The 22,805-nt window shown below is 61.0% G+C and carries 35 protein-coding genes; 17 read left to right on the plus strand and 18 right to left on the minus strand.

The genetic code is table 11. The annotated features are described in order from the left end of the window. The 18 genes from E2583_RS21310 to E2583_RS21395 all read right to left on the minus strand — a co-directional run bounded on the left by E2583_RS21310 (position 1) and on the right by E2583_RS21395 (position 13,406). A complete protein-coding gene (locus tag E2583_RS21310) occupies positions 1 to 252 on the minus strand; it encodes a hypothetical protein (protein WP_291598414.1) in 252 nt (83 codons plus the stop codon). A gap of 33 nt (positions 253 to 285) precedes the next feature. Next, positions 286 to 1,179 carry a Mu-like prophage major head subunit gpT family protein gene (locus E2583_RS21315; RefSeq protein ID WP_291598416.1) on the minus strand — a complete coding sequence of 298 codons (894 nt, stop codon included), beginning with the start codon at positions 1,177 to 1,179 and terminating at the stop codon, positions 286 to 288. A 29-nt stretch (positions 1,180 to 1,208) separates the two neighbouring features. Further along, the gene (locus E2583_RS21320) at positions 1,209 to 1,619 is read right to left on the minus strand and encodes a hypothetical protein (RefSeq protein WP_275054441.1); all 411 of its coding nucleotides are present in this window, start codon (positions 1,617 to 1,619) and stop codon (positions 1,209 to 1,211) included. 37 nt (positions 1,620 to 1,656) lie between these two features. Continuing rightward, entirely contained in the window at positions 1,657 to 2,799 is a 1,143-nt protein-coding gene (locus E2583_RS21325; RefSeq protein WP_291598417.1) for a phage protease, read from the minus strand. Between the two features lie 72 nt (positions 2,800 to 2,871). Continuing rightward, positions 2,872 to 3,348, minus strand: coding sequence for a phage virion morphogenesis protein (locus tag E2583_RS21330; RefSeq protein ID WP_291598418.1), 477 nt, complete (start codon positions 3,346 to 3,348; stop codon positions 2,872 to 2,874). Positions 3,349 to 3,457: 109 nt separating this feature from the next. Further along, positions 3,458 to 4,705, minus strand: a complete 1,248-nt coding sequence (locus tag E2583_RS21335; protein WP_291598419.1) for a PBECR2 nuclease fold domain-containing protein — start codon at positions 4,703 to 4,705, stop codon at positions 3,458 to 3,460. Further along, positions 4,705 to 6,291, minus strand: coding sequence for a DUF935 domain-containing protein (locus tag E2583_RS21340; protein WP_291598420.1), 1,587 nt, complete (start codon positions 6,289 to 6,291; stop codon positions 4,705 to 4,707). Before E2583_RS21340 ends, E2583_RS21335 begins: the two co-directional genes overlap by 1 nt. Positions 6,292 to 6,457: 166 nt before the next feature. Continuing rightward, positions 6,458 to 8,122 carry a hypothetical protein gene (locus E2583_RS21345; RefSeq protein WP_291598422.1) on the minus strand — a complete coding sequence of 555 codons (1,665 nt, stop codon included), beginning with the start codon at positions 8,120 to 8,122 and terminating at the stop codon, positions 6,458 to 6,460. Continuing rightward, entirely contained in the window at positions 8,122 to 8,667 is a 546-nt protein-coding gene (locus tag E2583_RS21350) for a phage protein Gp27 family protein (protein WP_291598424.1), read from the minus strand. Before E2583_RS21350 ends, E2583_RS21345 begins: the two co-directional genes overlap by 1 nt. 1 nt (position 8,668) lies before the next feature. Further along, positions 8,669 to 8,962: an ArsR family transcriptional regulator gene (locus tag E2583_RS21355; protein WP_291598426.1), complete on the minus strand. Its 294-nt coding sequence runs from the start codon at positions 8,960 to 8,962 to the stop codon at positions 8,669 to 8,671. A 9-nt stretch (positions 8,963 to 8,971) separates the two neighbouring features. Further along, complete coding sequence (locus E2583_RS21360; RefSeq protein WP_059441371.1) at positions 8,972 to 9,277, minus strand: DUF2730 family protein; 306 nt, start codon at positions 9,275 to 9,277, stop codon at positions 8,972 to 8,974. After that, positions 9,274 to 9,498 (minus strand): TraR/DksA family transcriptional regulator, encoded by a 225-nt coding sequence (locus tag E2583_RS21365; protein ID WP_291598428.1) that lies wholly within the window; start codon positions 9,496 to 9,498, stop codon positions 9,274 to 9,276. The genes E2583_RS21360 and E2583_RS21365 overlap by 4 nt, the downstream gene beginning before the upstream one ends. Continuing rightward, a complete protein-coding gene (locus E2583_RS21370; protein WP_291598430.1) occupies positions 9,495 to 10,022 on the minus strand; it encodes a hypothetical protein in 528 nt (175 codons plus the stop codon). The genes E2583_RS21365 and E2583_RS21370 overlap by 4 nt, the downstream gene beginning before the upstream one ends. Next, on the minus strand, positions 10,019 to 10,642 hold the full coding sequence (locus E2583_RS21375; RefSeq protein WP_291598431.1) for a transglycosylase SLT domain-containing protein: 624 nt from the start codon (positions 10,640 to 10,642) through the stop codon (positions 10,019 to 10,021). The genes E2583_RS21370 and E2583_RS21375 overlap by 4 nt, the downstream gene beginning before the upstream one ends. 3 nt (positions 10,643 to 10,645) lie before the next feature. After that, positions 10,646 to 11,053, minus strand: coding sequence for a putative holin (locus E2583_RS21380; RefSeq protein ID WP_291598432.1), 408 nt, complete (start codon positions 11,051 to 11,053; stop codon positions 10,646 to 10,648). 614 nt (positions 11,054 to 11,667) lie between these two features. After that, positions 11,668 to 12,207 (minus strand): hypothetical protein, encoded by a 540-nt coding sequence (locus E2583_RS21385; RefSeq protein WP_291598434.1) that lies wholly within the window; start codon positions 12,205 to 12,207, stop codon positions 11,668 to 11,670. Between the two features lie 33 nt (positions 12,208 to 12,240). Then, positions 12,241 to 12,969 carry a hypothetical protein gene (locus E2583_RS21390; protein WP_291598436.1) on the minus strand — a complete coding sequence of 243 codons (729 nt, stop codon included), beginning with the start codon at positions 12,967 to 12,969 and terminating at the stop codon, positions 12,241 to 12,243. Between the two features lie 2 nt (positions 12,970 to 12,971). Then, positions 12,972 to 13,406, minus strand: a complete 435-nt coding sequence (locus tag E2583_RS21395) for a helix-turn-helix domain-containing protein (protein ID WP_291598438.1) — start codon at positions 13,404 to 13,406, stop codon at positions 12,972 to 12,974. A gap of 162 nt (positions 13,407 to 13,568) precedes the next feature. Between E2583_RS21395 and E2583_RS21400 the strand changes: the two genes are divergently transcribed. The 17 genes from E2583_RS21400 to E2583_RS21480 all read left to right on the plus strand — a co-directional run bounded on the left by E2583_RS21400 (position 13,569) and on the right by E2583_RS21480 (position 22,763). Then, positions 13,569 to 13,814: a DNA-binding protein gene (locus E2583_RS21400; protein ID WP_291598440.1), complete on the plus strand. Its 246-nt coding sequence runs from the start codon at positions 13,569 to 13,571 to the stop codon at positions 13,812 to 13,814. After that, positions 13,811 to 14,308 carry a hypothetical protein gene (locus E2583_RS21405; protein ID WP_291598442.1) on the plus strand — a complete coding sequence of 166 codons (498 nt, stop codon included), beginning with the start codon at positions 13,811 to 13,813 and terminating at the stop codon, positions 14,306 to 14,308. The genes E2583_RS21400 and E2583_RS21405 overlap by 4 nt, the downstream gene beginning before the upstream one ends. Then, a complete protein-coding gene (locus E2583_RS21410; RefSeq protein ID WP_291598444.1) occupies positions 14,295 to 14,774 on the plus strand; it encodes a hypothetical protein in 480 nt (159 codons plus the stop codon). Before E2583_RS21405 ends, E2583_RS21410 begins: the two co-directional genes overlap by 14 nt. Continuing rightward, on the plus strand, positions 14,771 to 15,076 hold the full coding sequence (locus tag E2583_RS21415; protein WP_059441382.1) for a hypothetical protein: 306 nt from the start codon (positions 14,771 to 14,773) through the stop codon (positions 15,074 to 15,076). The genes E2583_RS21410 and E2583_RS21415 overlap by 4 nt, the downstream gene beginning before the upstream one ends. 17 nt (positions 15,077 to 15,093) lie before the next feature. Next, positions 15,094 to 16,098, plus strand: a complete 1,005-nt coding sequence (locus tag E2583_RS21420; protein WP_291598447.1) for a hypothetical protein — start codon at positions 15,094 to 15,096, stop codon at positions 16,096 to 16,098. Between the two features lie 21 nt (positions 16,099 to 16,119). Next, positions 16,120 to 17,907, plus strand: a complete 1,788-nt coding sequence (locus E2583_RS21425) for an integrase (protein ID WP_291598449.1) — start codon at positions 16,120 to 16,122, stop codon at positions 17,905 to 17,907. A 17-nt stretch (positions 17,908 to 17,924) separates the two neighbouring features. After that, positions 17,925 to 19,184: an AAA family ATPase gene (locus E2583_RS21430; RefSeq protein WP_291598451.1), complete on the plus strand. Its 1,260-nt coding sequence runs from the start codon at positions 17,925 to 17,927 to the stop codon at positions 19,182 to 19,184. Between the two features lie 13 nt (positions 19,185 to 19,197). Continuing rightward, on the plus strand, positions 19,198 to 19,380 hold the full coding sequence (locus E2583_RS21435) for a hypothetical protein (RefSeq protein WP_152668618.1): 183 nt from the start codon (positions 19,198 to 19,200) through the stop codon (positions 19,378 to 19,380). Then, entirely contained in the window at positions 19,377 to 19,616 is a 240-nt protein-coding gene (locus E2583_RS21440; protein ID WP_291598454.1) for a hypothetical protein, read from the plus strand. Before E2583_RS21435 ends, E2583_RS21440 begins: the two co-directional genes overlap by 4 nt. Next, on the plus strand, positions 19,616 to 20,020 hold the full coding sequence (locus E2583_RS21445; protein ID WP_291598456.1) for a hypothetical protein: 405 nt from the start codon (positions 19,616 to 19,618) through the stop codon (positions 20,018 to 20,020). Before E2583_RS21440 ends, E2583_RS21445 begins: the two co-directional genes overlap by 1 nt. Before the next feature lie 16 nt (positions 20,021 to 20,036). Next, a complete protein-coding gene (locus E2583_RS21450; RefSeq protein ID WP_291598457.1) occupies positions 20,037 to 20,318 on the plus strand; it encodes a hypothetical protein in 282 nt (93 codons plus the stop codon). A 14-nt stretch (positions 20,319 to 20,332) separates the two neighbouring features. Beyond that, on the plus strand, positions 20,333 to 20,959 hold the full coding sequence (locus E2583_RS21455; protein ID WP_291598458.1) for a DUF3164 family protein: 627 nt from the start codon (positions 20,333 to 20,335) through the stop codon (positions 20,957 to 20,959). Further along, a complete protein-coding gene (locus E2583_RS21460; RefSeq protein WP_291598460.1) occupies positions 20,956 to 21,135 on the plus strand; it encodes a hypothetical protein in 180 nt (59 codons plus the stop codon). The genes E2583_RS21455 and E2583_RS21460 overlap by 4 nt, the downstream gene beginning before the upstream one ends. Position 21,136: 1 nt before the next feature. Beyond that, positions 21,137 to 21,529, plus strand: coding sequence for a DUF2528 family protein (locus tag E2583_RS21465; protein ID WP_291598462.1), 393 nt, complete (start codon positions 21,137 to 21,139; stop codon positions 21,527 to 21,529). After that, positions 21,526 to 21,687, plus strand: a complete 162-nt coding sequence (locus E2583_RS21470; protein ID WP_291598465.1) for a hypothetical protein — start codon at positions 21,526 to 21,528, stop codon at positions 21,685 to 21,687. Before E2583_RS21465 ends, E2583_RS21470 begins: the two co-directional genes overlap by 4 nt. Before the next feature lie 76 nt (positions 21,688 to 21,763). Further along, the gene (locus tag E2583_RS21475) at positions 21,764 to 22,375 is read left to right on the plus strand and encodes a gp16 family protein (protein WP_291598467.1); all 612 of its coding nucleotides are present in this window, start codon (positions 21,764 to 21,766) and stop codon (positions 22,373 to 22,375) included. 13 nt (positions 22,376 to 22,388) lie between these two features. Continuing rightward, a complete protein-coding gene (locus E2583_RS21480; RefSeq protein WP_059441391.1) occupies positions 22,389 to 22,763 on the plus strand; it encodes a Mor transcription activator family protein in 375 nt (124 codons plus the stop codon). Positions 22,764 to 22,805: the final 42 nt, after the last annotated feature.

The raw sequence follows: 22,805 nt of genomic DNA on the forward strand, positions 1-22,805 counted from the left end.
TTACTCGGTCTTGCTATCCGAAGCCGACTCGGCAGGCAGATCCACCAGGATCGCGTCCAGCATGGGATCAGTAGTCAGCTGCAGGTACTGCTGGTCGTCCAGTTCGCTGGTCGGGACCACCGTAGCGCCATGCCATTCGCGGCCTGCACGACGAAATCCGTCACGCTTTGCGACTACGCGCAATGCTTTGCCTTCGGCTTCCTTGGGCTTGCGGAAGGCCGAAGCCTTGGTGTTGTTGCGTGGCTGTGCCATTGGGGCTCTCCTTGCTTATTACGCTGTATCGGGTTACTGGGCCAGCCAGGGGCACACAACGACCTTGGCGGTGTTGCGCATCACGTTGGTGGCACCGTTGGCCAGGCGCTCGGCCTGCACCACTTCCAGGGCTTGGGCTTCCAGGCTCGGGGGAACCCACAGCTCCTTGCTGTTGATCACCAGGGGCTTGCCGTTGTCGCCAACAAAGCTCTGGTGCTGAGCTCGGGCATCCTTGTAGGAAGCCGAGGTCAGGTCCTCCTTGGAGGCAAATGCCATCTGCCACAGTCCAAAGCCCACATTGCCGCGACCGTCAGCGCCCCAAACAAACTCGTTGCGGCTGAAGACGTTTTCGTCGCTCAGGCTGGTCTTGGCGACGAAGGTGTAATCGCGGCGCTTCTGGTAGATCAGAGGCTTGAGCACTCGGCTGGTATCCAGCAGGAACCAGCCTGTGCCAGAGCCGCCCTGGAAATTGCTCACGCTGGATTGCTTGCCGGGCTGGCCGACAGGGTGATCGGTGTCGAAGAAGTACTGCCCGTCGTAGCACGCCGTCGAGAAGCCACGATTGAGCAGCTCGAACACCATCTCGTCGGGGTGGGTCGCAGCGTCCTGACCTTGCTGCTGTGCGACGGTCTTGTAGATCCCGTATCGGTCGTCTTCGATTTCGTCACGATTGACCGTGATGGTGTTCTCGAATGTCTTGTTCTTGATGGAGTAGTCGTGCGCCTTCAGGTTCTGGTACTGGCGTTCACCGACCCATTCGCGGAACTTGGTGAAATTGCCCAGCCAGCCGTACTTTTCTTCGGAGGTGGTGCTGGGCACCAATGTGGCCAGCTGGCTCCACATCGGAGCCGCCGACTGCAGGCCCAGGCGGAATGCGCCGTTGAAGGCCTGGTTGAGGATGGAGAGATTGGCGTGATTGATGATCATTTGGGAAGCGCTCCTAGAGGCAAACTGAATCAGCGGAAGTCGACCCAGACGCCATCGGCATCCACGTCAAACACTCGGCCAGCGCGGCTGCGGGTGCCAGCGCCGTCGGTCTTGGCTACGGTCTGGTCGTCCACGATGAAACAGTCCTTGCCGATATCGGCCAGGGTGATGGCATCAGCCGCTGCAGAGTTCGCGAACTGGCTGGGGCGCGTGCTGACTCGCACGCGGATCGCGCCAGCCGGGCCGCCGGTGTTGTCGGCTCGGTGTTCGGCACAGCCGCAGGCAGCTAGCCCCAAAGCAGTGGATGCAGCCACTGCAAAGCCTGCTGCGTTGATGGCCACCAGCGAGCCGCCGAAGATGCGCGCATTGGCCGCAACAGGGGGCTCTTTCTGGTCGCCGTTACGAGACAGCGTGTTGCGGTCTTGAGTGAGAGCGGTCATGAGTTACTCGCTATAGAAAGGGTTGATCCAGGCCTGATCAGGCCGCTGCGCCAGCCTTGTATTCCTCGGGGCTCATGCCCAGGGCCGTGCAAACGGCCAACTCGGCGGCGCTGAGCTGGCCGTCGCCCTTGGCCGTGCCAGAGGGAGGCAGGCCCCCCGTTTGAGTGCTGGTCAGCGCAGCAATGGGCTTGGCTGTATCCAGGAAGGCCGTCAGCTGAGCAATGTTTGTCTTGCCGAGATCGCGTGCCCATGCTTCTTGGAACGGCATCAGGCGGCCATCCTCCAATGCCGGCTGGATCAGCTTTTCGACCTGGTCGGATTGCTGCTGAGCAGTCAGAACGGCCAGTTGCGCCTGCATCTTGTTGACCACGTCGATGGGGACGAACTTGCCGGGGTCAGGCGCTGCAGTGCGCAAGCTGGTGCAGGCGGCCGTGAGCGCTTCGGGAGTGGCGTCGGCAGGAAGATTCAGCGCGGAGCAGACTGCGACGGAACGGTCTTGCAGGGGTTTAATGGGTCCAAGGGCCGTCAAAGCGGCGATAGCGGCTTCTTCGGAGGTGTTTTCAGCCAGGCCGAGTGCGGTCAGCAATGCTTTCAGCAAAAGATTCACGGATTGCTCCTGAGGTTGGTGGGCGGGAATAAAGGCCGCCGTTGCAGCAGCCAACAGGGAAAGGGGCCGCATCCCATGGATGCCGGGGTTGTTGGTCAATGCCCCCATATGGATGTCTTCAACGGAGCCATCCAAACGTGAGTACTCAAAGACGGGGGAGAAGTAGAGGTATTCCTCGGCATCGATGGCGGCGCGTGCCTTGGCCGTCAATGCGACTGCACCGAACAATCCCTGGCCGTCAACCCAGCGAAGCTCTTTCAGCCAGCCAGCGGCAGGAGCGGGCTGGCCGTTCTTTTCCTTGTGGATCGTCTGGTGCTCGTAGTCGATGACCACAGGCTGTTTACGGGCGGCGTGACGCGCAATGACCGCTTCAGCTTGGGTCGCGTCAATGCGCCAGGCGGGCACATCCAGCGCACGGCCGTCACCAGGCTTGAACTCGCCTGCTGGCGTGAACTGGATGAGAGTTAAGCCGTCCTCACCTGCAGCGGGGATCTGATATGTGCACGCTGCAACGGCGATGCCTGCGGGTGCGGCACCGGTGCAGACTGCGATGAGGGAGGTTTTGGAAGGCATGCCCGCCATGGTCGGCGGGCGGGGCTGCGCGGTCTTTTGGCCGAGGGCACAAGATGTGCCACGGCCGGGTGATCAGTCGGGCAGACCGTTCATCTTGCGGTGCAGCCAGTCCTGGACGATGGCCAGGACTTCGGCATTGTCCTCGTCAGACACGCCCAAAAATTGTCGCGGCGGCATATTGCCATTGATGCCGCTCCCATTGCCACCCGCATTGTGGATGGCTGCATACACGCGGTTGCTGCCCCAAGCCACGGTGTCAGCGGCAAGCACCTGGGACTGGATGTACCGCCGCAGGTAAGCGTTGAGCGTCAGGATCAGGCTGGTGTTCTTCTTTTTGCGCTTGATGTAGCCAGGCGACAAAGGCTTCCAGGCGACGCCTTGTGGATCTGTCTGGGAGGTGAAGCGCTGTTGCGTGCTGCCCTGGAAGTACTCGCCCAGGCGGTACATCAGCGGCGTCGTGTCCGGGCTTTCTGCCAAGTCCTGCAGATTGCGCAGCAGTTGGTCATCGCTGGCTGTGACGGTAATTCTTGCGCCGGTAAGGGTGGCCATGGTGCTTCCTGGCAGTCATCGTAGAATGGGTTCGTCACGTAGAAGGCAGCGCCTCTGTCCACCGACCCTGCGTGATACGGCCAGCCGGAGAGCGCTCCGCTGGCCTTTTTTATTCCTGGTCTTCCTGCAGGCGTCGATACAGGTTCACGCCCACACGCCAGTCAGCCTCACTTTGCCCTGTGCCGGGGAATGTGGTCACACCAGCCCAGCCATCGCTGCCGACTTCAAACACGGCCAATGCTGGCGTTTCTTCGCCCTCCACCTGAAACCTTGCGATGTAGCGGCGGCGCACCACGGACTTTTGCAGGGCGTGCATCCACTCAAGGCGCACCCAGATCTCGTCAGGGTCCTGCAGGGCCTGGGCCAGCAAGGGCATGAAGACCTCGCGGCCGCGCTTGGTGGCCTTGATGTTGCCTTTGGCATCGGTAAACAGCTCTGCGCCCACCACCAGGCGCTCGCCGATCACATCCTGGTAGACGGCAGGCTGGGTGAGCGTGGCTCCAAACTTGGCCAGGTAGGCGCTTGCGTAGTCTTCGGCCGGGAGGCCCGCAGGCAACAAGTCCGTAGCAGCGAACGGACGCGCTGGGGGCAAAGGCCAGTCTGGGCGCTGGTTGGGCAGACCGTGGCCACCCGCACTGCCAGGCACGGGGGGATCTGGCCGCTCTGGTGGGATGGCACTGCGCAGGCGGGCATTGCCTGGCGAGTACTCAAAGCCGGGGTCAATGCCCTCTGGCACCTTGACCGTGCGCGGGCCGTTGGGACTGCGCACGCCAATGATGTGCTCCGCATACTTGACCTCGGGGGCCTGGTCAGGCCCGGTTTTGCCCAGCTTTTCCAGGTCGCGGCTCCACAAGCCCTTGACCTTGCACTCGCAGCCCCAGCCATTGGGTGGAAAGTAGAGCTTCCACCATGGGTTGTCGCGTTCCAGCACCAAGCCATGTAGCGCAACGTGATGAGGACGCGGATGCGCCACCCAGTCGCTGTGTTCGTACTGCCAGTACGGCGCGTGCTGCAGCTGCTCCCAGCGGCCCGCCGCATAGCTGGTGGAAAGGTTGGTGTCGTAGATGACGCGGCTGCGCCAGTTGCGGCCGCCGTTGTAGTCCCAGCCGTGCTTGGCCACGATGCGGTCAAAGTCGCGGCGAAACTCTTCCAGCGTGGTGCCGTCCACGATGGCCTTTTCCACGGCCGTGCGGAAGTCCGAGACGATGGCGTCACGGTTGGCACCCGCCACCACAAACGCATAGTCGTGCTCCTGGGTGTAGATGTCCGTCCAGGCCGTGGTGGGCAGGTTCAACTTGCGTTGAAAAAAGCCAATCTGCTCCCTGAAGGGCAAGGCCCCAAACGCAGCGCTGGCCATCAGAGGGCTCCCGCTTCCTGCAACACCTCATAGCGCCCGGCCAGTTGCGCGGCCGCCATGGCCTCGCCCATGGCCAGGGCGAACTGGTCCTGCGTCATGTTGGGGATGAGCTGCTCCAGGCCGTCGCGGATCTGCTCCAGACTGCCTGCAGATTCGACCAGTTTGCGAATTTGCGCAAACCAGGGGCTGGTGGCTTGCTGTACGTTGCTGGCCAGCTGTGGCTGCATGGTCTGGGCCACGGTCAGGGGCTGGGCAGCAGGGGCAGGCAGAACAGCGGTCAGAGCTGCCGTGCCCGTGGGGGCCGCCTGGACCACGGGCGTCACCCCAAGCACCACCTGGCCAGGCTGAGGCATGGGGATACCCAGCTTCTGATTAGCCCAGTCCTGCGGAACCTGCACACCGATGCCCACCAGCTTGGGCAACGCTTCGGACAGCACCTGGATGTCTTCAGTCTCGCCTGTGATCAGCCCGAAGCGTGGGCAGCGCTTGATGCCATCGGGTGCCAGGCCGTTCATGGCCGCAATGGCATAGACCAGGTCGCGGGTGATCGTGGCGTTGAGCTGGCGGATATCGCCGTCCCGCAGATCCTTGCGCACTTCGTTGTGCACATTGCCCAGGGCATTGGTGCTGGCCGCGCCATCTGCGCCGCTGGTCAGCGTGCCGCCCAGGATGACCTTGGACTGGTTGCGCTCGCACCAGCTGATCATCAGCTCAAAGGCCTTGGGGTCGCCGGTGGCAGCGTCCTTGAAGTCAATCAGCATCCCCTCGGGGATGATGCCGGCCGCATTGTGGCCAATGCCCACCAGGGCACGCAGGAGCGTGGCCTTCTCGCGCTCGCTGGCATTGGGCGGGTACTTGCCCAGGCGCACGGGGATGCCGTAGATCTCCAGAAACTCGGCCAGGTCGCCCACGCTGTAGTTCTTGAAGAGGTAGGTCCAGACCAACTGGCGGAACAAAGCTGTGCGCTCCAGGTAGCCGCTTTTGGCCTTGTGGATGTGGGTGACCCAGCCAAAGGGGTTGAGGGCTTCGCCTTGGATCCCTTGCCCGTCCGTAGTGTTGGAGCGCAGGCGCAGCTCCTGCCGGTAGCCACGGTGCAACTGGAACCAGGACTGAGGCCGGTGCGTGAGGGTCTTCGGGAGCCAGAAGCCCTCGACCCGATGCCATTCGATTTCAAGGCATGCAAAGCCTTTTCCGATGGCGTCGGTCGCATCAAAGATCACGTCCTCAAAGTCGGGGATGGACTGCACCAGCTCGCCCAACTGCTCGGCGTTGCGCTTTTCCAGGGCGCTGGCGTTGTCGGGTGCGGTGATCTCCCAGTCCAGAATCAGGGCGCGGCGGCGTTTGCCCATCTCGCTGGCAATGTGACCGTCCTTTTCTTCCATGTCCTCAAACAGGTCGAACTGGGCCGTGAGGTCACCTTGCTCGGCCGCGTCCAGGATGGTGGCCAGCTTTGAGGGTGTGAGGCCTCGGGTCGGGTGAGTCTGCAGTTCGCGCTGCAGATGGCCCAGCTGAGAGGTCTGCGGTGTGTCCACGCTGGCCAGGTCGATGGGCTGGCCGTCAGCGCCCAGAATCATGCTTTTTGCCATGTCGGCACCTCGCTTTGTGTTTTGCAGTTGGGCGTATGCAGCGCGCCTTCGGCGGGAAGACGTTTAGGCGCGTTTACAAGGCCCTGGATGCAGCAAACCGGGGGCATTGCATGTCCACCGGCTAAAAATCGCTTAAATCGCCGTTTTCGGGCTTGTCGGTTTTGCATCACCAGCCCTCGTGTTCGATGAGCGGGAAGTCCAGGTCTTCGCGCATGTCACCGGCCTGCATGTTGTCGAAGCCTCTGGGGTGAGTTGGCACGGCGATGTAGCCGATGGGGGCGTGCAGGTTAAGCGTGGCAAACCAGCCCAACGCCAGCATGACGGCGCTGTCGCCGTGGCGCTGCAGTTCGGGGTCTTTCAAGTCATCGCGGCGTAACTTGCTGACCATGGGAACGCCTTCGACGTCTTCAATGGCCGTCAAGTCCTGGGCCATGTTGGCGTCTTTGGGTAAGTCCAGCATGCCGTCCTCAAAGCCTTGCAAGAACTTGGGCATCCAGGTGCTGTACCAAGCGCGGTTGAGTTTGACCTGGTGCACATGTTCATGGCCAAACTCATCGGCAGTGACCTCGGCCAGTGCTTCACCGGAGCCGGTGGCGTCCATCGCCCCGCCGCAGCGATTGGGCAGCCTACGGATGGCGTAGTGGGTGATTTGCTTTTGCTGGGCGAAAGGCACCTTGTGCATTTCAATGACTACGCGGCATTGGCGGCGCAGGCCCAGTGTCAGAGCGTGGCCGCCCCAGCAGGAGAAGTCCCGGTGGCGTGCGTAGTCTTGGGAGAACACATGGCGCACGCTCGGGTCCAACGTGGCCAGCACCGGGTCTAGCTCGCGCTTGATCCAGTCGTCCACCCACGACTTGCGCTCCTCCATGTCTTTTTTGACGAAGTCGTCATTCAGTGCCAGCCGCACCACCAGCGTCTCTGGCAGCACCATGGCGCGGTCTACCCACACACCGGGCAAGCGCACACCAGAGCCATCGCGAGGGATGGCGTCCAGCTCCTCGCGCATGGCAGCCTTGCGAACGCCATAGCCGTTGCGAATCTTGGCGTACCACTTCTTCTTGCCCTCGGCCGTGGCTTCCTCGCCCTTCATCCAGCAGACGCGCTCGTACAGGCCGTTGGCCACGGCATCGTCAAACGTGACCGTGTACACGGCCGCATCGTCGCCATAGCGCCCAGCCTCGATGTCGCGGCAGAACTGTGCAAATGGGTTGTTCTTGCCGTTGTGCGAGCTGATGACTGTGATCTGGCCGCCCCAGATCAGCAGAGCGGTCGCTGCATCCAGCACGCCCTGGACGTCCGGGTGGAATGCGGCTTCGTCAATGACCACATGGCCCTGCAGGCCCCGGATATTGGCAGGACGGCTGGACAGCGCACAGACCTGAAACCCGCTGGCGAAGCGGATACGGTAGGCCGTGATGTGCTTGGTCTTGCCGGTCTCGGGGTCCTGGTCTTCAAACAGGAACTCTTCAATGTCCGACACGGAGCCCTGAGCGCGGGCAATGATCTGGGCAAACTTGGCCACATAGCCAATGGCCTCCAGGCCCTTTTCGCGGGTGTCACCGATGTAGTAGACGTTGTCGCCGCCCGCCACCTTGCTGGCAGCAGCCACCAGGGTCTTGCGCAGCATGACTGCAAAGGTGATGCCTGTGCGGCGGCCCTTGGGAACGGCAACGATGGAGCGCTGCAGCTTCACCACCTCGCGTTGGTGCGCCATCAGCACGCCTTCGTCTAAGGGGTTGAAACCGGCCGGAATCTCCCGCACACGGGCGGGCAAATCGTCCCACTCGACAATACGGACGGTGCTGCTCAAGGGCTGGACGGTAGATGCCATCAGCGCACCCCCAGGAATTCCTTGACCCAGAAGTCCACTTGCTCTTGGCTCATGCCCTGGGTCTTGGCGATCTTTTCCAGGTTGCCTTGCTGCTCCTCGAGGAGCCTGCGGCGGGCATGCTCTTCAATGGCCTCGCGCTCTTTCAGGCTCATGGTGCGGGCCTGCATGGCGGCACGAGCGGCGCGGGCCAGCTCGGACACTTCCTTGATGCTGACCTTTGCGTTGCCATGCGCGTTCAACGCCGCATTTGTGGCCAGCGTGGTCACGGCCTGGGCGAGCAGTGCCCCGGCTTTGTCGCCTACGCCTTCACCCAGCTCGTCCACCAGAGCGGCCGAGGCCGTCTCAATCTCACGCATGCGCCCCATCATTTCGTCAAAGCCGACGCGGTAGCGGTGGATGCCGCTGCGGCTGATGTCGGCTGCGGGGTACTTGACGCGCATGGCATCCAGCAGCTCGTCCAGCGTGTGGCGGCCGTCGCGGATGAGCTTTTCGAGGAACTTTCGGGCCTCGGGGTCCAGGCGCGATACAGAAGACTTGCGGCCCATATCAGGCTCCGGGGCGCTTGACGCCAGGCTGGACGACGCGGCCCTTGGCCACATCCATGCCGCGCTCGCTTAGCGTGGCCAGGAACACCGACTCGACTTCTTCAACCTTGAGCAGGCCTTGCTCTTCCAGCCAGCGCAAATCGGTCTTGACCTGGTCGCGGCTGGGTGAGTGACCCCAGCGCTCCAGCAGCGTGCAGATGATGGAGCTGTTGCTCTTGTACGAGGGCAGCTCGGCCAGCGCCCGCAGGATGACCAGGCGACGGTCTTCGGTAAGGACTTGGGCGTAGTTGCTCATGTCTTGGCTCTATTTCGAGTTGTGGAGTAGATAGCTCTCGACACGCTCAAGCCCGCGTGCCATGGGGTCCATGCGCTGGCTGACGGCCTCGACAGAGCCCGCCAGCCTTGCCAGATTGGTGCCCAGCTCGTGCAGCTGCTGCTGGCTAGGAACCTGTTTCATCTGGGCTTCCAGTGTGGTGATGCGGGTGCGTAGGTCCAGCAGCTCGGCCGCACTGGCTGCCTGACGGCCCACGAACCAGGAATAGACGCCCAGCGCGGCCATGACCAGCCAACGCACGGCCTCGGAGCTGAATGTCATGTCGGAAAAATTCATGGTTTTGGCTGCTCAAAAATGGACTGGCACTTCACACACCGCTGGCAACCTGGCATTGCCCAGCGGCGGGCTTTGGGGATCTGGGCATCGCAGTCGATGCACTCTGTGGCCGAGTCGGCCATGGTCTTACCCACAAGGCCTGCGCGGCGCACCTGGTCTCGCAGCGCGTCCTCTCGCAACTGCAGCTCGCGGGCCTGGGCACGGTCAAAGAAGTCGGTCAATCTGCAGCTCCTACGGCGGGCTGCAGGGGCTGTCCTGCGTGGCAGACGCTGACTGCGAACTGCTGCAGTCCTGCGACTTGGTCTCGGAGCTGGTCAGCCTCTGCAGCCAGGTCGACAAACGCTTCTGCGCTTTCTCCGAATAGCTCTCGGGCGGTGGCGGCTTCGCCAGCGCAGGCGGTAAGGCCGGGATCTCCATCTGGGTAAGGATTGGCGCGGGATTTGAGGCGGGCAAGCTCTGCGCGCAAGCTGCGCAAAGCAGCGGCAGCAGAGTCAGCAGCAGCCTGGCTGGCCGCAGCGCGTTCGGTTTGGTCATGGGCGACTTTCTCGGCATTGCGTTGGCGCAGGGTGTTGCCTGCAGCGGTGACCTGGCTGCGCAGGCGTTCCTGGTCGTCCCAGGCCTTTTGCACGCGACCTGCGCCTTGGGCATCACCTTGGGCGATCAAATGGTCCTGGTACAGGCCGAAGCCCCAGTAAGCTGCGGCCACCACCAGAGCCACCAGCAGATAGCGCGCTGCGGGCTTCATAGGCCAGGCCCCCAGCTCAGATAGCGCGGCTGCAGCTCGACCAGGATGCGCTGGGGGTAGCCGAGGTTTTCACGGCAATGGACGGCCGCGCGGCGGGCTTTGCCGCAGGCCGCATCTACTTGCTGCCGTGTGGGCTGGGCGGCCCCGAAAACCGCTGCTTCACGTTGCCAATGGCCAAGCCCGCCGTTGTAGCCGCGCAGGGCCACCCACATGCGGTCGTAAGCGCCGTAGTGAGTGGGCGTGCGGTCGTAGAGGTATTTGTCGTAGCCGACCAGGGCGCGCAAGGCCCAGGTGGTGTTGTGAGGCTGGCAGTCGGCCGGAGCCAGCTTGTTCAGCTCGCACCACCAGGAAGCAGTTGCAGGCATGAACTGGCCCAATCCACGAGCACCAACACGGCTGACGGCCTCGGGCTTCCAGGCAGATTCCTGGTGTACCTGTGCGGCGAAGACTGCCACCGGGGCACCCAAGCCCCAGATGGAGTTGGCAGTGCGTACCAGCAACGCCCTATGCGGCTGGGCGGCAGCTGGCACCTGGGCCTGCGCGCTGCGGCAGTAACCCAGCGCGGCCGAGAGCACCGCCACGCCTACCAGGATGGCAGCACGGATATGACGGCTGTGCATGGCTCAACCGCCCAGGCTGATGGCAAGAATGGCGGCCGACATGATGAGCGCACGGCGCAGCATGCAGCCCAGCATGAAGTACAGAGGGGCAGCATCCGGCCAGGACACAAGCACGCATGACTCGCCAGGAGAGGCTGGATCAGAGCTGTATTCGGCTGGCTGAGCGGTGCCGGGATGGCTCAGCAGGCGTAGCGCGTCCAGATTGGGGCGGGCATAGAAAAAGACCGCGCGGTCAATCCAGTAACCAGCCAGGGCAGCCAATGAGATCAGGTTGAGCTTGTAAAGGCTGACCGGCAGCTGCTGAGGGGCTATCCAAAAGACAGCCAACGAGAGCGCCGTGGCAATAAACCACCAAAGGGTCAGGCGCGGCAGTCTGGACTTGCGGGGGCTTTGGGCGGAAGTGGATGACATGAACGTCCTCGGTGTGAACTTTCGGGTTTGAAAGCCCACACTCTGGACGTCAGAGTGGGATTGGTCTTTTGGCCGAGGGCACTATGGCCCGCCAATATCTTAGGGCACGCAGCGAGCCCAGCGGGGGCTGTTAGAGATGTCGCTTGCGTCAAGCTTCACGACCCCTATAGGGTCATTAAAGTCCACTTCGCCGGGAAGTCTCATTTCCCCTTGCGTTGAGCCATTCACCAGCTTCCATTTTGAGTCTTGAAACGCATAGTGAAGGACGTCGGTCCGGCGATAAGTCGAGCCGTCTTGCTTTCCTGCTGCTCGTGCCTCGTCTTCAGTTGCACGACGTATGGAGTGGCTTACCGATTCAACTTTGATGTAACCCGTGAAAGGCGAGATGAGCGAGTCTGTACGCTTAACGTCGTGGGAAATTGAGCCCACCTCCAAGAAGTTGCGAACCCACTGGTCTTTGACCAGTCGCACGGTGTCGGAGGGCCAGCTACGGGCCTGAGCCTGGCAGGCCACGGCTAACTTTTTGAAAGAAGGTAGCGGGTCTACTTTTTTCTGCGCAAATGCCGGTGAGGCAGTAATCGTCAAGGTGATGAAAGCAAGGCTAGATATTCGCGTCACAGGTTCCCCTTTTCCACATCTTGCAATGAATCATTAGCTGTGACCGCAACGGCACCCTTGATGCGAAGAGCAACAGCACGCGGTTCCATGAGCGCCTTTCTTAACAAGACGATCACGCCTAAATACATAAGGCCAGTTGCATTCAATATCGGCACTGCAAACTTATGCTCAGAGGCAGGCCCAATCACTAAGACTGAGGCCACCGCAGCAAAGTAAAGCGTGACTATGGCAATACAGAACCACGCAAAGTAAGGTTCAGCCCTGCTGATCTTTACTCTGGGCTCATTTGTCCGTTTGTCCCAGCCGATAGAGCCAAAGCGCCAAGCGTTGCCCAGCTCCCGCCCAGTAAACCCGTGAACCTGCATCAGATCCGTTAGCCACTCGCGGGCATCTCTTCTGCAAGTAATCCCTGTTGCTTTCTGAAAATCTCTTTGAACGGCCCACTCATGAACTGTGTGTGGTGAATCGCCAAAGTAGTAGAAGTCTCCCGCCGAAGCTTGGCTGATATGGCCACTGAATTTGACGTTTCTAGGCATGCTCTCCCCCGGTCAATATGTCGGCTAAATGGTCTAGCGCGCTTGTACAGCCGACCGGCTTGAACGCTGAGTACCTGCTGGATTCCAGCGTGCAAAGGCATCCAAAGCTCCCTCGGCCACTTCACAGCGCATAGGCCCACCCGCGTGGGAGACTACGCTCCCAAGAGAGTAAGGCTGTCCAGCATACTGACAGCTCTGCTGCATCATTCGGTCCGAGATTTGGCCCAGTTGGGAGCGGGTGTCAATAACCGCAGCGCCAGAGGCAACGGCCAGTAGCAAGCCGCAGGCAGCAAGCCAAAGAGGCACTTTAGAAACAGGCGGATGAGATTGCGGATAAATCACCTTCTCTGCAGGTGATGGGTGGGACGGATCAGCAGAAGCGGGTACGGATTGAGGTGCAACTACAGGAACTGGTTGCACCACAGCAGAAGCTGCCAATTCGGCCAACTGCAAGCGCAAGAAGTCTTCAAGCTGTCGATATTCCTCGATAGGAATTTCTTTGACCCTTTTTGCGTTGGCTCGCGCAAGAACGCCACGCCAGACCAGCAGTTGCTCGCATTTTTTCAGGGCAGCTATCTCCAGCACCAACTTGCCGAGAACGTCCTTTTGCTGCGAAGTCAGGTATTCGCCAGACCTCACAGGGGCAACGCCTGGAGCGATATTTACGTTGACCGAGTTGCTGTATTGCGGCGCTTTGTTTATTACGTCTCCTGCTGCCGCTTGTTCTACCTTGCCGGTGAAACGAACGCTCCCTGTATCCATGCCTACTTCCGTCTCCCCTTGTTGACGATGTCACCCGCAGCCGCCTGACCGATCTGGGCTCCGCCAAAGCTCACCGTATATCGCGGTTCGCTCGTTTCCTTCTTGGACTTTAGAGCGGTGGGTTCAGCACCAATCAATGCTCCTAAGGCGGCCTTTCGCACAGCGGCGCTCGCTTTGCGAAAGTAACTCAGCATGGTGCTCTCTTCCGCTGAAAGGGTCGGAGCCGGAGCGACTCCACCCGCGTGGACGCCGGTCACGACAAAGAGCACATCCATCCCGACCTTTGCTAGCTGCTCCAAATGAACAGCCGTCGGAGAAGAACTGCCTTTCTCCCAATTGATGACTGTGGTTTTACCCACCTTGGTCAGCGTGGCCACATCTGGCTGCGTGAAGCCTAGCCGCTCACGTTCGGCTTTCAAGCGTTCATGCAAGTTCATAAAAAATCTGCACCATGAATATTGCATGGTTCAAATAATTGAACCATAATCGCACCAACGCCAACCTAGTGCGACCTAACTACACCGCACTAAGGGCAAAAAAAGCAGCAGCCCCTTCCACAGAGCAACTGCACCTATTCACATCAACAGACACATTTTGACATGAAGAAGCTACGCACCCCCGCTGAAGCCCGCGCATGGCTTGAGTACCAAGGCATCACGATTGCCCAGTGGGCTCGTGAGAACAAGAAGAGCGACAGCCTGGTCCGAGAGGTCCTGGCGGGCAATAAGAAGTGCCTGCGTGGCGAAAGCCACAACATTGCCGTCTTGCTGGGCATGAAGGAAGGCATTGTGACCACCCGTCCTGCACGCGTTTCACCGTTGGCTATGCAGGGCGCTGCAGCATGAAGAGCCCGCTCTATCGCCTTAGCGATGCGTGGCTTGCGTACTGCCATGCACTCACAGTACCGGTCGCTGACGTGCAGGAACTGGCTGCCCTGGGCTCAGTGTTGGAGGCGTTTCGCCATCTATCAAAGCACCTAGCTGGCAAAGGTACTGGTGCCATTGGTGCTCAACGTCCTCTAACGCCTCCCTTTGTTGCGGTGGCGCAAGTTGGCGCATCTGTTCCAGCCGCTGAGCAGTCGCCAGCAACGCAGGCCGGGGTAGTTGCCTTGCCATCTCCGTCAGCAGCCAGTGGTGTGCCCACAGCTGATTTTGAAGCGGCAGCAGTTGCTTTTGCACTGCGCGCTCTACCAGTCTCTCAAGCAGGGAAGTCTCGACGTTTTCGCCCATTGGTTCGCTCCAGGTTGTTGCTGGTCCCCAGTGTCTATGCGTCGCGCATTTCCATGCGGATTTTTGTTTTGAACAAGCTTCTGGGAGGTGCTTCCAATGGCCGCACGTAACTGGAAACGCTTTCGTGCCAACAACTTGCGTGATGCCATGCGTGCTTGCAAAGACTTTGCGCTGGAAAAGCGCCAGCTGTCTGTGCCCCGCATTGCCGAGTTGATGGGCGACGTGACTGAGGAAACACTGTATGGCTGGCTGAGCAAAGGCCGCATGCCTGCGGTGCTGATCCCTACCTTTGAGATGGTGTGCGGGGCCTACTTTGTGAGCGAGTGGCTCGCTGCATCATCCGGCCGGATGGTCATCGCCATGCCCAAGGGCCACAAGGCCAGCCAGGCAGAGCTGATGCAGATCACTACGGACTGCTCCAACGCCATGTCCCAGCTGGCAGCGTTCTACGCCGACCCCACCAAGGTGGACACCGCTGCGCTGATGGAGCTGCTGCAGCGTCACCTGGAACAGGTCGCTTTTCAGCACCACAACGTGGGCCAGTACATCGCGCCAGAACTGGAGTTTGGGTCATGAGCATGTCCCCCGCTACTACCAAAAGCGCCCAGCCTGTGTTGCTTGTGATGGAGGTCTTGTGCGATTTCGCCGAGCAAGGCGTCACCAACAAGGACCTGGCTGAGGCCTGCAAGACCACCGCCGTGGTGATCACCCGAGCCACCAAGACCCTCATTGCCTTCGGCTGGTGCCGCAAATGCGAGGAAACAGAGCGCTTCTACCCCACATCGAAGTTCACCCGTCTGACCTTCAAGGTCGCTGACTCATTTGACCGGGCGCAGCGCCGCTTTGACGAGCGCCGCCAGTCCATGACTTCCCACTAATTCAGGAGAAATGACCCATGCCCCGTGCAGCAACAAAAACACAAGAACCCGTGACCGATATCGTGCTGAGCCCCAAGGCTGTCGCTCAAATCGAAGGTGCTCAGGACGCCTTGGCAATCGATGAAATGCAGATGCAGGCCCGCGTGCGGGCCGTGGCCCTGCAGGTTGGCTACCAGCTCCCCGGTGACTGCATTGACCCCGACCTGATCCAGCGCGATATCGCTGCCAATATGCGCCGCAGCGTGGAGGCCTGCCTGGAGGTTGGACGCGGTCTTACTGCCTTGAAAGCAGCTTGCCAACACGGCAGCTTTATGAGCCGACTGGACGTTCTTGGTCTTGAAACTCGTGTAGCGCAGCGCTTCATGCAAGCCGCTGCCAAGTTCTCAAATGCGGCGTTGACGACGCATTTGACCAAGGCCATCGGCAACCAAACCAAGCTGTTTGAAATGCTGGTCCTGGAGGATGAACAGATTGATGAGCTGGCACTCACTGGCGAAAGCGGCGAACTGAAGCTGGATGACATTGCCACAATGTCCGTCAAGGAGCTGCGCCTGGCCTTGCGCCAGTCCAAGCAGGACCATAAGTACGCCAGCGAGCAGCAAACCAAGGAGCGCGAGCGCGCCGAAAAGGCTGAGAAGGCCCTCAAGGCTGGCGGCCCCAAGGCCCCGCCGCCTCTGTCGGAGCGGCTGGAAGAGATCAGCGAAGACGTCGACAAGGTGCAAAAGGCAGCATCTGAGGCCTTGCTGCAGATCAGCGGCCAGATTAAGTCCATCGACCAATGGTGGATGGACGAGATGGTCAAGCAGCCGGGCTATGAACCCGGTGACGCAGTCCCCATGCCCGCCGAGCTGGTGGCCCTGGCGCAGAAGCTGCACGACAACGCCGAGCGCATTGCTGCAGCAGTTGGCAGCCTGCAGCACCTGGTCTTTGACCGCTTCGGCCACGAAATCCAAGCCGCTCACACCTATGTGATGCAGCCCGGTGTGATCCCCGGCCAAGCTGGCCAGGCTCAGGTTGAGTAAGTCATGGCGGAGGACGATTCCATGGCACTCACACCAGCGATTTGTGACTACCTGCGGGAGCTGGCGCGCAAATTGGATGCTGCCCCCCATGGTGGCGCAGGCCAACTGCTGGACGACGCAGGCCAGTTTCTGGGCATGAGCAAACAGACCATCTATCGCCATCTGAAGGCGGTGGCTGGCTGGGAAAGCGGCCGCAAGGCCCGCGCCGACAAGGGCAGCACCAGCGTGGATAGCGATGCGCTGCTGACCCTGGCCACGATGCAGCGAGAGAGCGTGCGCGACAACGGCAAGCAGACCATGAAGACGCCTGTGGCGCGCAGTGTGCTGGAGGCCAATGGCCTGGAGGTTGGTGTGAGCAACGCCCACCTGAACCGCCTGATGCGCGACCGCTCCCTGAATGTGGAAGCCCAGCAGCAGGCTGCACCCGCACAGCAGATGCGTGCGTTGCACCCGAACCATGTGCATCAAGTGGACCCCAGCTTGTGCCTGGTGTACTACCTGAACGGTCGCCAGCAGATCATGGAAGACCGCGAGTTCTACAAGAACAAGCTGGAGAACTTTGCCAAGGTGAAGTTCAAGGTCTGGCGCTACGTGCTGTGGGATATGGCCAGCGGCGCGATTCAGGTCTGGTACTGCGAGGCTGCAGGCGAGAGCCAGGCCAATATGTTCAGCTTCCTGATGCATGCCTGGGGCCAGCAGGAAGGCCGTCTGTTTCATGGCGTGCCCAAGTACCTGTACTGGGACAAGGGCAGCGCGAACATGGCGACGGCAATCCAGTGCCTGCTGCGCAGCCTGGAATGCGAAAGCCGCACCCATGAGGCGGGCAACGCCCGCGCCAAGGGCGGCGTGGAAGGCGGTAACAACATTGTTGAGACCCAGTTTGAATGCCGCCTGCGCTTTGAGCCTGTGGACGATGTGGCAGGCCTCAACCGCGCTGCCCAGGCCTGGAGCGAGTCCTACAACGCCAATCTGATTCCCGGCCAGGACACCCGTCTGCGCCGCACCGGCCTGACGGTGCCCGTAGCGCGCTATGACCTGTGGCAGCTGATCAAGTCTGACCAGCTGCGCCTGCTGCCCCCGGTGGATGTGTGCCAGGCTCTGATGACGGGCAAGGAGGCCGAGCGCAAGGTGGATGGCCACCAGTGCATCAGCTTCAAGCACCCCAAGGCCGACCGCTCCATGACATACAGCCTCAAGGGCATGGATGGCGTGAACGTGGGCGACATGGTGGCGGTGCGCCCCCTGGTGTATGGCGAGCTGGCCATCCAGATTGAGCTGCCGCGCTATGACGGCGAGCCTTTGGTGTACCGCGTAGAGCCCGAGCTGGAGTACGACGCCTTTGGCCGCTCGCTGTCTGCCGCCGTGTTTGGCGAGGAAATGAAGTCCCACGCCGACACGCCCGCCGAGAAGTCTGGCAAGGCCATGGACGAGCTGGCTTTCCCTGGCCAGGACGCCGACCAGGCACGCCAGAAAAAGGTGGTGCCCTTCGGCGGCGAGATCAAGTCGCACAGCTACCTGCAGGAAGTGCAACAGCCCAGCTATCTGCAGCGCCCTGGTGTGGATATCGCCACCCCGGCCCACGCCCAGCCTGCAGCGCCTGCGCTGCTGAGCGCGGTGACCGTGATGCTGCGCATTCGCACCGAGCTGGGCCGCAACCTGACCACTGCAGAAAACCAGTTCATGCGCAGCCGCTTCAAGGATGGCGTGCCAGAGGACCAGCTGCAGGCGCTGATTGAGCAGTTCAAGAACCCGGCCCATGCCGACCAGGATCAGCCGATTCGCGCTGCCGGTGGCCTGCGTGCTGTCTGAAGGAGGAGCCCAACCCTATGAGCAGTGAGTACGTGAAGCTGAACCTGTACCCCACGTTGGTGCAGCTCAAGCAGTCCCAAGCCCACCTGGCACGGCACTGCCGTGTGTCCCCGGCCACGATCAACTTGATTTGCAAGTTCGGCAAGTGGCCCAGGTCGGTCAAGACCAACGAGACGGCCTTGCGGCCGCTGATTGAAGAGTTCCTGCGCTGCCACGGTGCCACCGAAGAGCAGGTACTTCACGCCTTTGACGAGTTATTCGAGGGAGAGCACCCGATGCGTTGCAGCGCACCAGGTGCCCTTCATTCCCACGGCCAGAAGGCCACAACACAAGAGGACCAAGAGATGTATGTTCGCCACCAACGCCTGACCCAAGAGGCCCGCCAACACTTCAAGATTCTAAAGGACCCCTTTATTGACGAGCTCCGCTCCAGCGCTGACGTCTTTGAGAGCGAAGACATCCGCTATGTCCGGGCAGCCGTTCGCCAGACCGCCAGCCATGGCGGCATGCTGGGTGTGGTGGGTGACTCCGGTGCGGGAAAGAGCACCATCCGTAAGGACCTGCAGGAGTGGATCAACACCAGCGGCGCGCCCATTACGGTGATTGAGCCCTATGTGGTCAATACCAGCAGCGCTTCTAAGTCGGGCCGCCCCTTGGTGGCCGCCGATATCACCGGGGCCATCATCCGCAACGTTGCACCCGGCAAGAGCGCACGCGTTTCGGTGGAGGCCCGCACCGAGCAGATGCACCAGTTGCTCAAGGAAAGCGCCCGCGCTGGCCGCAAGCATGTGGTGATCATTGAGGAGGCCCACGACCTGGCCACCCCCACGCTGAAGGCCATGAAGCGCTTTTACGAGCTGGAAGACGGGTTCAGCAAGCTACTGTCAATCATCCTGGTGGGCCAGAGCGAGCTGGCCGAGAAGCTCAGCGAGAAGTCTGCAGAGGTGCGCGAGGTGGTCCAGCGCTGTGAGCTGGTGACGCTGCCGCCCCTGGACCAGAACCTGGGCGCGTACCTGCAGCACAAGTTCAAGTGCGCTGGCCATGACATGGCGCGGGTGCTGGAGCCTGACGCCATCGACGCCATCCGCACTGCGCTGCGCCGCACCGAAAACCGCACTTTTGGCGGCAAGCGCACCGCCCAGGACGTGTCCAAGTGCCACCCTCTGGCTGTCAACAACCTGGTTACCCGCGCCATGAACCAGGCAGTGCTGATTGGTGCCGAAAAGGTGGATGCGGCCTTGATTCATGCAGCGTTCCAGGGGGCCGGCGATGCATAAAAAAGTGGCATCCATGGCTGCTTACAAGGCCTTGCGCCTTGTATGGATCAAGCGCCGCGCCCGCGTGCTGCAGCGCGCATTCAGCGCAGACCGGGCTACGGCCGTTCTTGAAGCCACCCAGGACTGGTACCGCTTCAACGGCAAGGCCTTGCCCAACCGCGCAATCCGTCGTGTTCAAGAGGAGGTATCTGCATGAAGCGCTATTTCTTTGAGCCTGGCGCAGTCCAGTGCTACCGCAAGCGCGGCCTGCGCGCCCGCCTGGAGCGCGGTCTGCAGGCTTTCAAGGGTCTGCTCCAGGCGGCGCTTGGCAGGCATCCCTCTGACTCCATCGGCCACTTTGTGTTGCTGGGCGCGATGGTGGCGGCCGCCGCCGCTTGCCTGGGTTCGCTGGCGGGCTATGTGCAGTTTGAGCTGGGAATGGGGGTGATCTGATGGCACTGAAGAAGAACCGCCTGAGTGAGGACAGCAAGCGCCTGCTGGACCACATCAAGGCTCATGGCCCGCAGAACCTCGCGCAGCTGCGCCCGGTGACGGGCGAACTGGAAAGCGACCTGGTCAAACGCCTGCGCAATCTGCGCACAGGCGGCTGGCTGGAGATTGTGGAAGACGCACCGGAGCTGCGCTGGAACATCTGCAGCGTGGCCGCGCCACTGTTTGACCTGGGCCTGACACCAGGAAGGACTAGCAAGGGAACGCCCAAGCCCATGGGCGAAATGCCTGCAAGACGAGAAATCAATGTGATGGGGGGCGAGGACTACAAGCCCAAGCCATTCACGCCACCCCGTCAGGGATCACTGGATTTCAGCGCAATTGCCAGCCGTGGCGTGCGCTGTTGAGAGGAGATCAGGAGCGATGAGCACCACACAAGAAATGCCGCAGATGACGCTAGAGCAGTTTGAGCTGGAGTCAAACAGGTTGGCAATCGAGTTTCTGGCAGTTCTGAGCGGCCGCACTTTGTCAACTGGCGTAGTCATGCAAGCAGTGATGAGTGTGCATCGTAGCGTTGCCAGCCAACTACCTGCGGAAGCCCAGGGGCAACTTTCCATGGCCATGGCGGCCTATGCGGGAGAGCTGATGCAAGGGCTTCAGCCCTTGCCCGTACCTAACCCAGCCCAATCGACCAATTTGCACTGAAGGAGTAACGACAAATGACTCAACAAAATATTCCCGAAATTCCTCCCGGCTACATGAAAAACGCACGTGGCCACCTGGTGCCGCGCGACCAGGTGCGCGAGCAGGATCTGCTGCGAGACGAGACGGCCCGCCGCCTGACCGCCAAGGCCATCGCGCTGAATGCCGCACTCAAGGCCTTCAAGGATGAGTCGCTAGCCGATATCGCCGACCTGGTGAAGATTGCCGGCGAGCGCTACGACGTGACGCTGGGCGGCGAGAAGGGCAATGTGTCTGTGACAACCTACGACGGTGAGTTCAGGGTGCAGCGCGTGGTGGCCGACCGCATCGAGTTCACCGAGGAAATCGAGGCCGCCAAGGCCCTGATCCACGGCTGCATCGCCCGCTGGAGCGAGGGCGCCGATGCCAATATCCGCGTGATTGTGGATCGCGCCTTTGCCGCCGACAGCAAAGGCCAGCTCAAGACCGCCGCCGTGCTCGACCTGATGCGTGTGCAGATCGATGACGGCGAGTGGAAGCGCGCCATGGAGGCCATTCGCGGCAGCATCCAGGCCGTTGGCACGGCCACCTATGTGCGCGTCTATCGGCGCGTGGGGGCGTCTGGGCAGTACGAGGCAGTTCCGTTGGATCTGGCGGCGGTATGAGCACCCCCACCAAAAAGCAACTGGCCGCACGCCACACCCGCCGTCTGAAGACCATGCAAGAACAGCTGATGACGATGGCCGAGCAATGGGAAGACATTGACCAATATTGCGTCAACCAGCTCGGCGCATTGGCTGACCAGGTTGAGAAAACCGCCGCAGAGTTAAAGGAAGACTGACATGAGCAATATCAAAACGTACGCAGTGAAGGCATCCTGGTTTAACGATGCCGAGGTCACTCTGCAGGTTGACCACAGCATCCTGACGGTCGAGCTGGCAACAGAGATCAATGATTTCTGGAGCGATTCCAGCTACCGCCTTCTGAAAGAGGGCAAGGATGTGGTGCGAGTCATCATTCGTATGTTCGGTGCACGGACTATTTCTCTTGCCATGGAGCAAGGCGGCTGGGACTTTTCCAACAGCTCCCCTGCAGCCGGACTTCGGACTGCGCAAGAGGTCATTGATGACTTTGGCGAAGGCTGGCCCAAGGCTGAGGAGCTGGGCATCTCGGTCATCCAGGTTGCTGCCGATAGTGTCGGCTTTGACGATGTTGAGCTGGAGATTGCAGCATGAAGAGCATTGAATCTATCGCTAAAGCCGCCTACGAGGCCTTCCGCCACCGCCTGACGCCGGTTCCCGTCGTGACCTGGAACGAAATGGCAGAGCCTATGCGCCAGGCCTGGATCGCCGCAGCGCAGACCATGGCCGACGAGATCCGCCAGGTGCATTGACGTCGGCTGCCACCACTCAAGCCCCCATGCAGCCGCTGAGCCATGGGGGCTTTTTCATACCCCAACGGAGTCAAAAATGGCAACAACAACGCAAACCACATACCGCAACCGGCTCATCAAACTGATTCAGGTAGCCCGCCGCGACCTGAGCCTGGACGAACCCAACTATCGCGGCATCCTGTTCGCCCAAGGCGGTAACGACTCCCTTGCGGCCATGCCCATCGACGGCATGCAGAAGGTGCTGGACTATCTCAAAGCCCAAGGTTTCAAGGTGCGATCGACAAAAACCGATCGCAAACAGGCCACCGGCAAGGACGCCAGCAAGGTGCGCGCCCTGTGGCTGTTCCTGCACGAGCTGGGAGCCGTGCAAGACCCATCAGAAGCGGCGTTGACAGCGTATGTGAAGCGCATTGCGAAGGTGGATGACGTGCAGTGGATGCGCAGCGGCCGCCGCGTTGAAACGGTGATTGAGTCCCTGAAAAAGTGGGCCATGCGCTATCTGCCTGCGGCCGTGGCCACGCTCAAGCAGGAAGTACGAGAGAGGTATCACAAGGGGCTGCTGAACGAAGAGCAGACTGGCTGCGCTGCTCGCGGTTTTAAGCGTTCGGACGAGGGCGAAGGGTTTGATGTGCAGTGGGAAGCATGGGAGAATCTACGCACTGCCGCAGGGCGTCCATTCCTCATCTGAAGACCCGATTTCAATGGCCACTCACGTCGACCGTGACTCCAACATGGCGATCCGCAGGAACCAGTTCCTGGCGGACCTGATGGACGTGGCCAAGAAGCACCTGCAGGAGCATGTCTCCGGCCCAGCGGCCGACCTGGTTGCGGGCTCGCTGACAGATCACCTGGCTGATTATTGGGGCGGCCAGCTGATCAACATCCCCAAGGACTACCGGTGGAAGCTCAGCCAGCGCGAAGCTGAAATCTACGCGGAGTTCAACGGCTACAACATCGCGGACCTTGCCCGAAAGTACGATATGCACGAACGCAGCATGCGCAAGCTGCTAGACCGGGTCAGAAAGCGTATGGCGGCGGCAACTGACCGCCGTAACAGAGACCTCTTCAACGACTAAGGCCCCAGATCTGGGGCCTTTCTTTTATTCCACATAGAGCGC

It is taken from the genome of Comamonas sp. (assembly GCF_009360615.1).
Taxonomy (GTDB): Bacteria; Pseudomonadota; Gammaproteobacteria; order Burkholderiales; family Burkholderiaceae_C; genus Comamonas.

Bases quoted from the DNA above. Each gene is read 5' to 3' on its own strand.
- E2583_RS21310 (WP_291598414.1), bottom strand. From the start codon at position 252: ATGGCACAGCCACGCAACAACACCAAGGCTTCGGCCTTCCGCAAGCCC.
- E2583_RS21315 (WP_291598416.1), bottom strand. From the start codon at position 1,179: ATGATCATCAATCACGCCAATCTCTCCATCCTCAACCAGGCCTTCAAC.
- E2583_RS21320 (WP_275054441.1), bottom strand. From the start codon at position 1,619: ATGACCGCTCTCACTCAAGACCGCAACACGCTGTCTCGTAACGGCGAC.
- E2583_RS21325 (WP_291598417.1), bottom strand. From the start codon at position 2,799: ATGCCTTCCAAAACCTCCCTCATCGCAGTCTGCACCGGTGCCGCACCC.
- E2583_RS21330 (WP_291598418.1), bottom strand. From the start codon at position 3,348: ATGGCCACCCTTACCGGCGCAAGAATTACCGTCACAGCCAGCGATGAC.
- E2583_RS21335 (WP_291598419.1), bottom strand. From the start codon at position 4,705: ATGGCCAGCGCTGCGTTTGGGGCCTTGCCCTTCAGGGAGCAGATTGGC.
- E2583_RS21340 (WP_291598420.1), bottom strand. From the start codon at position 6,291: ATGGCAAAAAGCATGATTCTGGGCGCTGACGGCCAGCCCATCGACCTG.
- E2583_RS21345 (WP_291598422.1), bottom strand. From the start codon at position 8,122: ATGGCATCTACCGTCCAGCCCTTGAGCAGCACCGTCCGTATTGTCGAG.
- E2583_RS21350 (WP_291598424.1), bottom strand. From the start codon at position 8,667: ATGGGCCGCAAGTCTTCTGTATCGCGCCTGGACCCCGAGGCCCGAAAG.
- E2583_RS21355 (WP_291598426.1), bottom strand. From the start codon at position 8,962: ATGAGCAACTACGCCCAAGTCCTTACCGAAGACCGTCGCCTGGTCATC.
- E2583_RS21360 (WP_059441371.1), bottom strand. From the start codon at position 9,277: ATGAATTTTTCCGACATGACATTCAGCTCCGAGGCCGTGCGTTGGCTG.
- E2583_RS21370 (WP_291598430.1), bottom strand. From the start codon at position 10,022: ATGAAGCCCGCAGCGCGCTATCTGCTGGTGGCTCTGGTGGTGGCCGCA.
- E2583_RS21375 (WP_291598431.1), bottom strand. From the start codon at position 10,642: ATGCACAGCCGTCATATCCGTGCTGCCATCCTGGTAGGCGTGGCGGTG.
- E2583_RS21380 (WP_291598432.1), bottom strand. From the start codon at position 11,053: ATGTCATCCACTTCCGCCCAAAGCCCCCGCAAGTCCAGACTGCCGCGC.
- E2583_RS21385 (WP_291598434.1), bottom strand. From the start codon at position 12,207: ATGCCTAGAAACGTCAAATTCAGTGGCCATATCAGCCAAGCTTCGGCG.
- E2583_RS21390 (WP_291598436.1), bottom strand. From the start codon at position 12,969: ATGGATACAGGGAGCGTTCGTTTCACCGGCAAGGTAGAACAAGCGGCA.
- E2583_RS21395 (WP_291598438.1), bottom strand. From the start codon at position 13,406: ATGAACTTGCATGAACGCTTGAAAGCCGAACGTGAGCGGCTAGGCTTC.
- E2583_RS21400 (WP_291598440.1), top strand. From the start codon at position 13,569: ATGAAGAAGCTACGCACCCCCGCTGAAGCCCGCGCATGGCTTGAGTAC.
- E2583_RS21405 (WP_291598442.1), top strand. From the start codon at position 13,811: ATGAAGAGCCCGCTCTATCGCCTTAGCGATGCGTGGCTTGCGTACTGC.
- E2583_RS21410 (WP_291598444.1), top strand. From the start codon at position 14,295: ATGGCCGCACGTAACTGGAAACGCTTTCGTGCCAACAACTTGCGTGAT.
- E2583_RS21415 (WP_059441382.1), top strand. From the start codon at position 14,771: ATGAGCATGTCCCCCGCTACTACCAAAAGCGCCCAGCCTGTGTTGCTT.
- E2583_RS21420 (WP_291598447.1), top strand. From the start codon at position 15,094: ATGCCCCGTGCAGCAACAAAAACACAAGAACCCGTGACCGATATCGTG.
- E2583_RS21425 (WP_291598449.1), top strand. From the start codon at position 16,120: ATGGCACTCACACCAGCGATTTGTGACTACCTGCGGGAGCTGGCGCGC.
- E2583_RS21430 (WP_291598451.1), top strand. From the start codon at position 17,925: ATGAGCAGTGAGTACGTGAAGCTGAACCTGTACCCCACGTTGGTGCAG.
- E2583_RS21435 (WP_152668618.1), top strand. From the start codon at position 19,198: ATGGCTGCTTACAAGGCCTTGCGCCTTGTATGGATCAAGCGCCGCGCC.
- E2583_RS21440 (WP_291598454.1), top strand. From the start codon at position 19,377: ATGAAGCGCTATTTCTTTGAGCCTGGCGCAGTCCAGTGCTACCGCAAG.
- E2583_RS21445 (WP_291598456.1), top strand. From the start codon at position 19,616: ATGGCACTGAAGAAGAACCGCCTGAGTGAGGACAGCAAGCGCCTGCTG.
- E2583_RS21450 (WP_291598457.1), top strand. From the start codon at position 20,037: ATGAGCACCACACAAGAAATGCCGCAGATGACGCTAGAGCAGTTTGAG.
- E2583_RS21455 (WP_291598458.1), top strand. From the start codon at position 20,333: ATGACTCAACAAAATATTCCCGAAATTCCTCCCGGCTACATGAAAAAC.
- E2583_RS21460 (WP_291598460.1), top strand. From the start codon at position 20,956: ATGAGCACCCCCACCAAAAAGCAACTGGCCGCACGCCACACCCGCCGT.
- E2583_RS21465 (WP_291598462.1), top strand. From the start codon at position 21,137: ATGAGCAATATCAAAACGTACGCAGTGAAGGCATCCTGGTTTAACGAT.
- E2583_RS21470 (WP_291598465.1), top strand. From the start codon at position 21,526: ATGAAGAGCATTGAATCTATCGCTAAAGCCGCCTACGAGGCCTTCCGC.
- E2583_RS21475 (WP_291598467.1), top strand. From the start codon at position 21,764: ATGGCAACAACAACGCAAACCACATACCGCAACCGGCTCATCAAACTG.
- E2583_RS21480 (WP_059441391.1), top strand. From the start codon at position 22,389: ATGGCCACTCACGTCGACCGTGACTCCAACATGGCGATCCGCAGGAAC.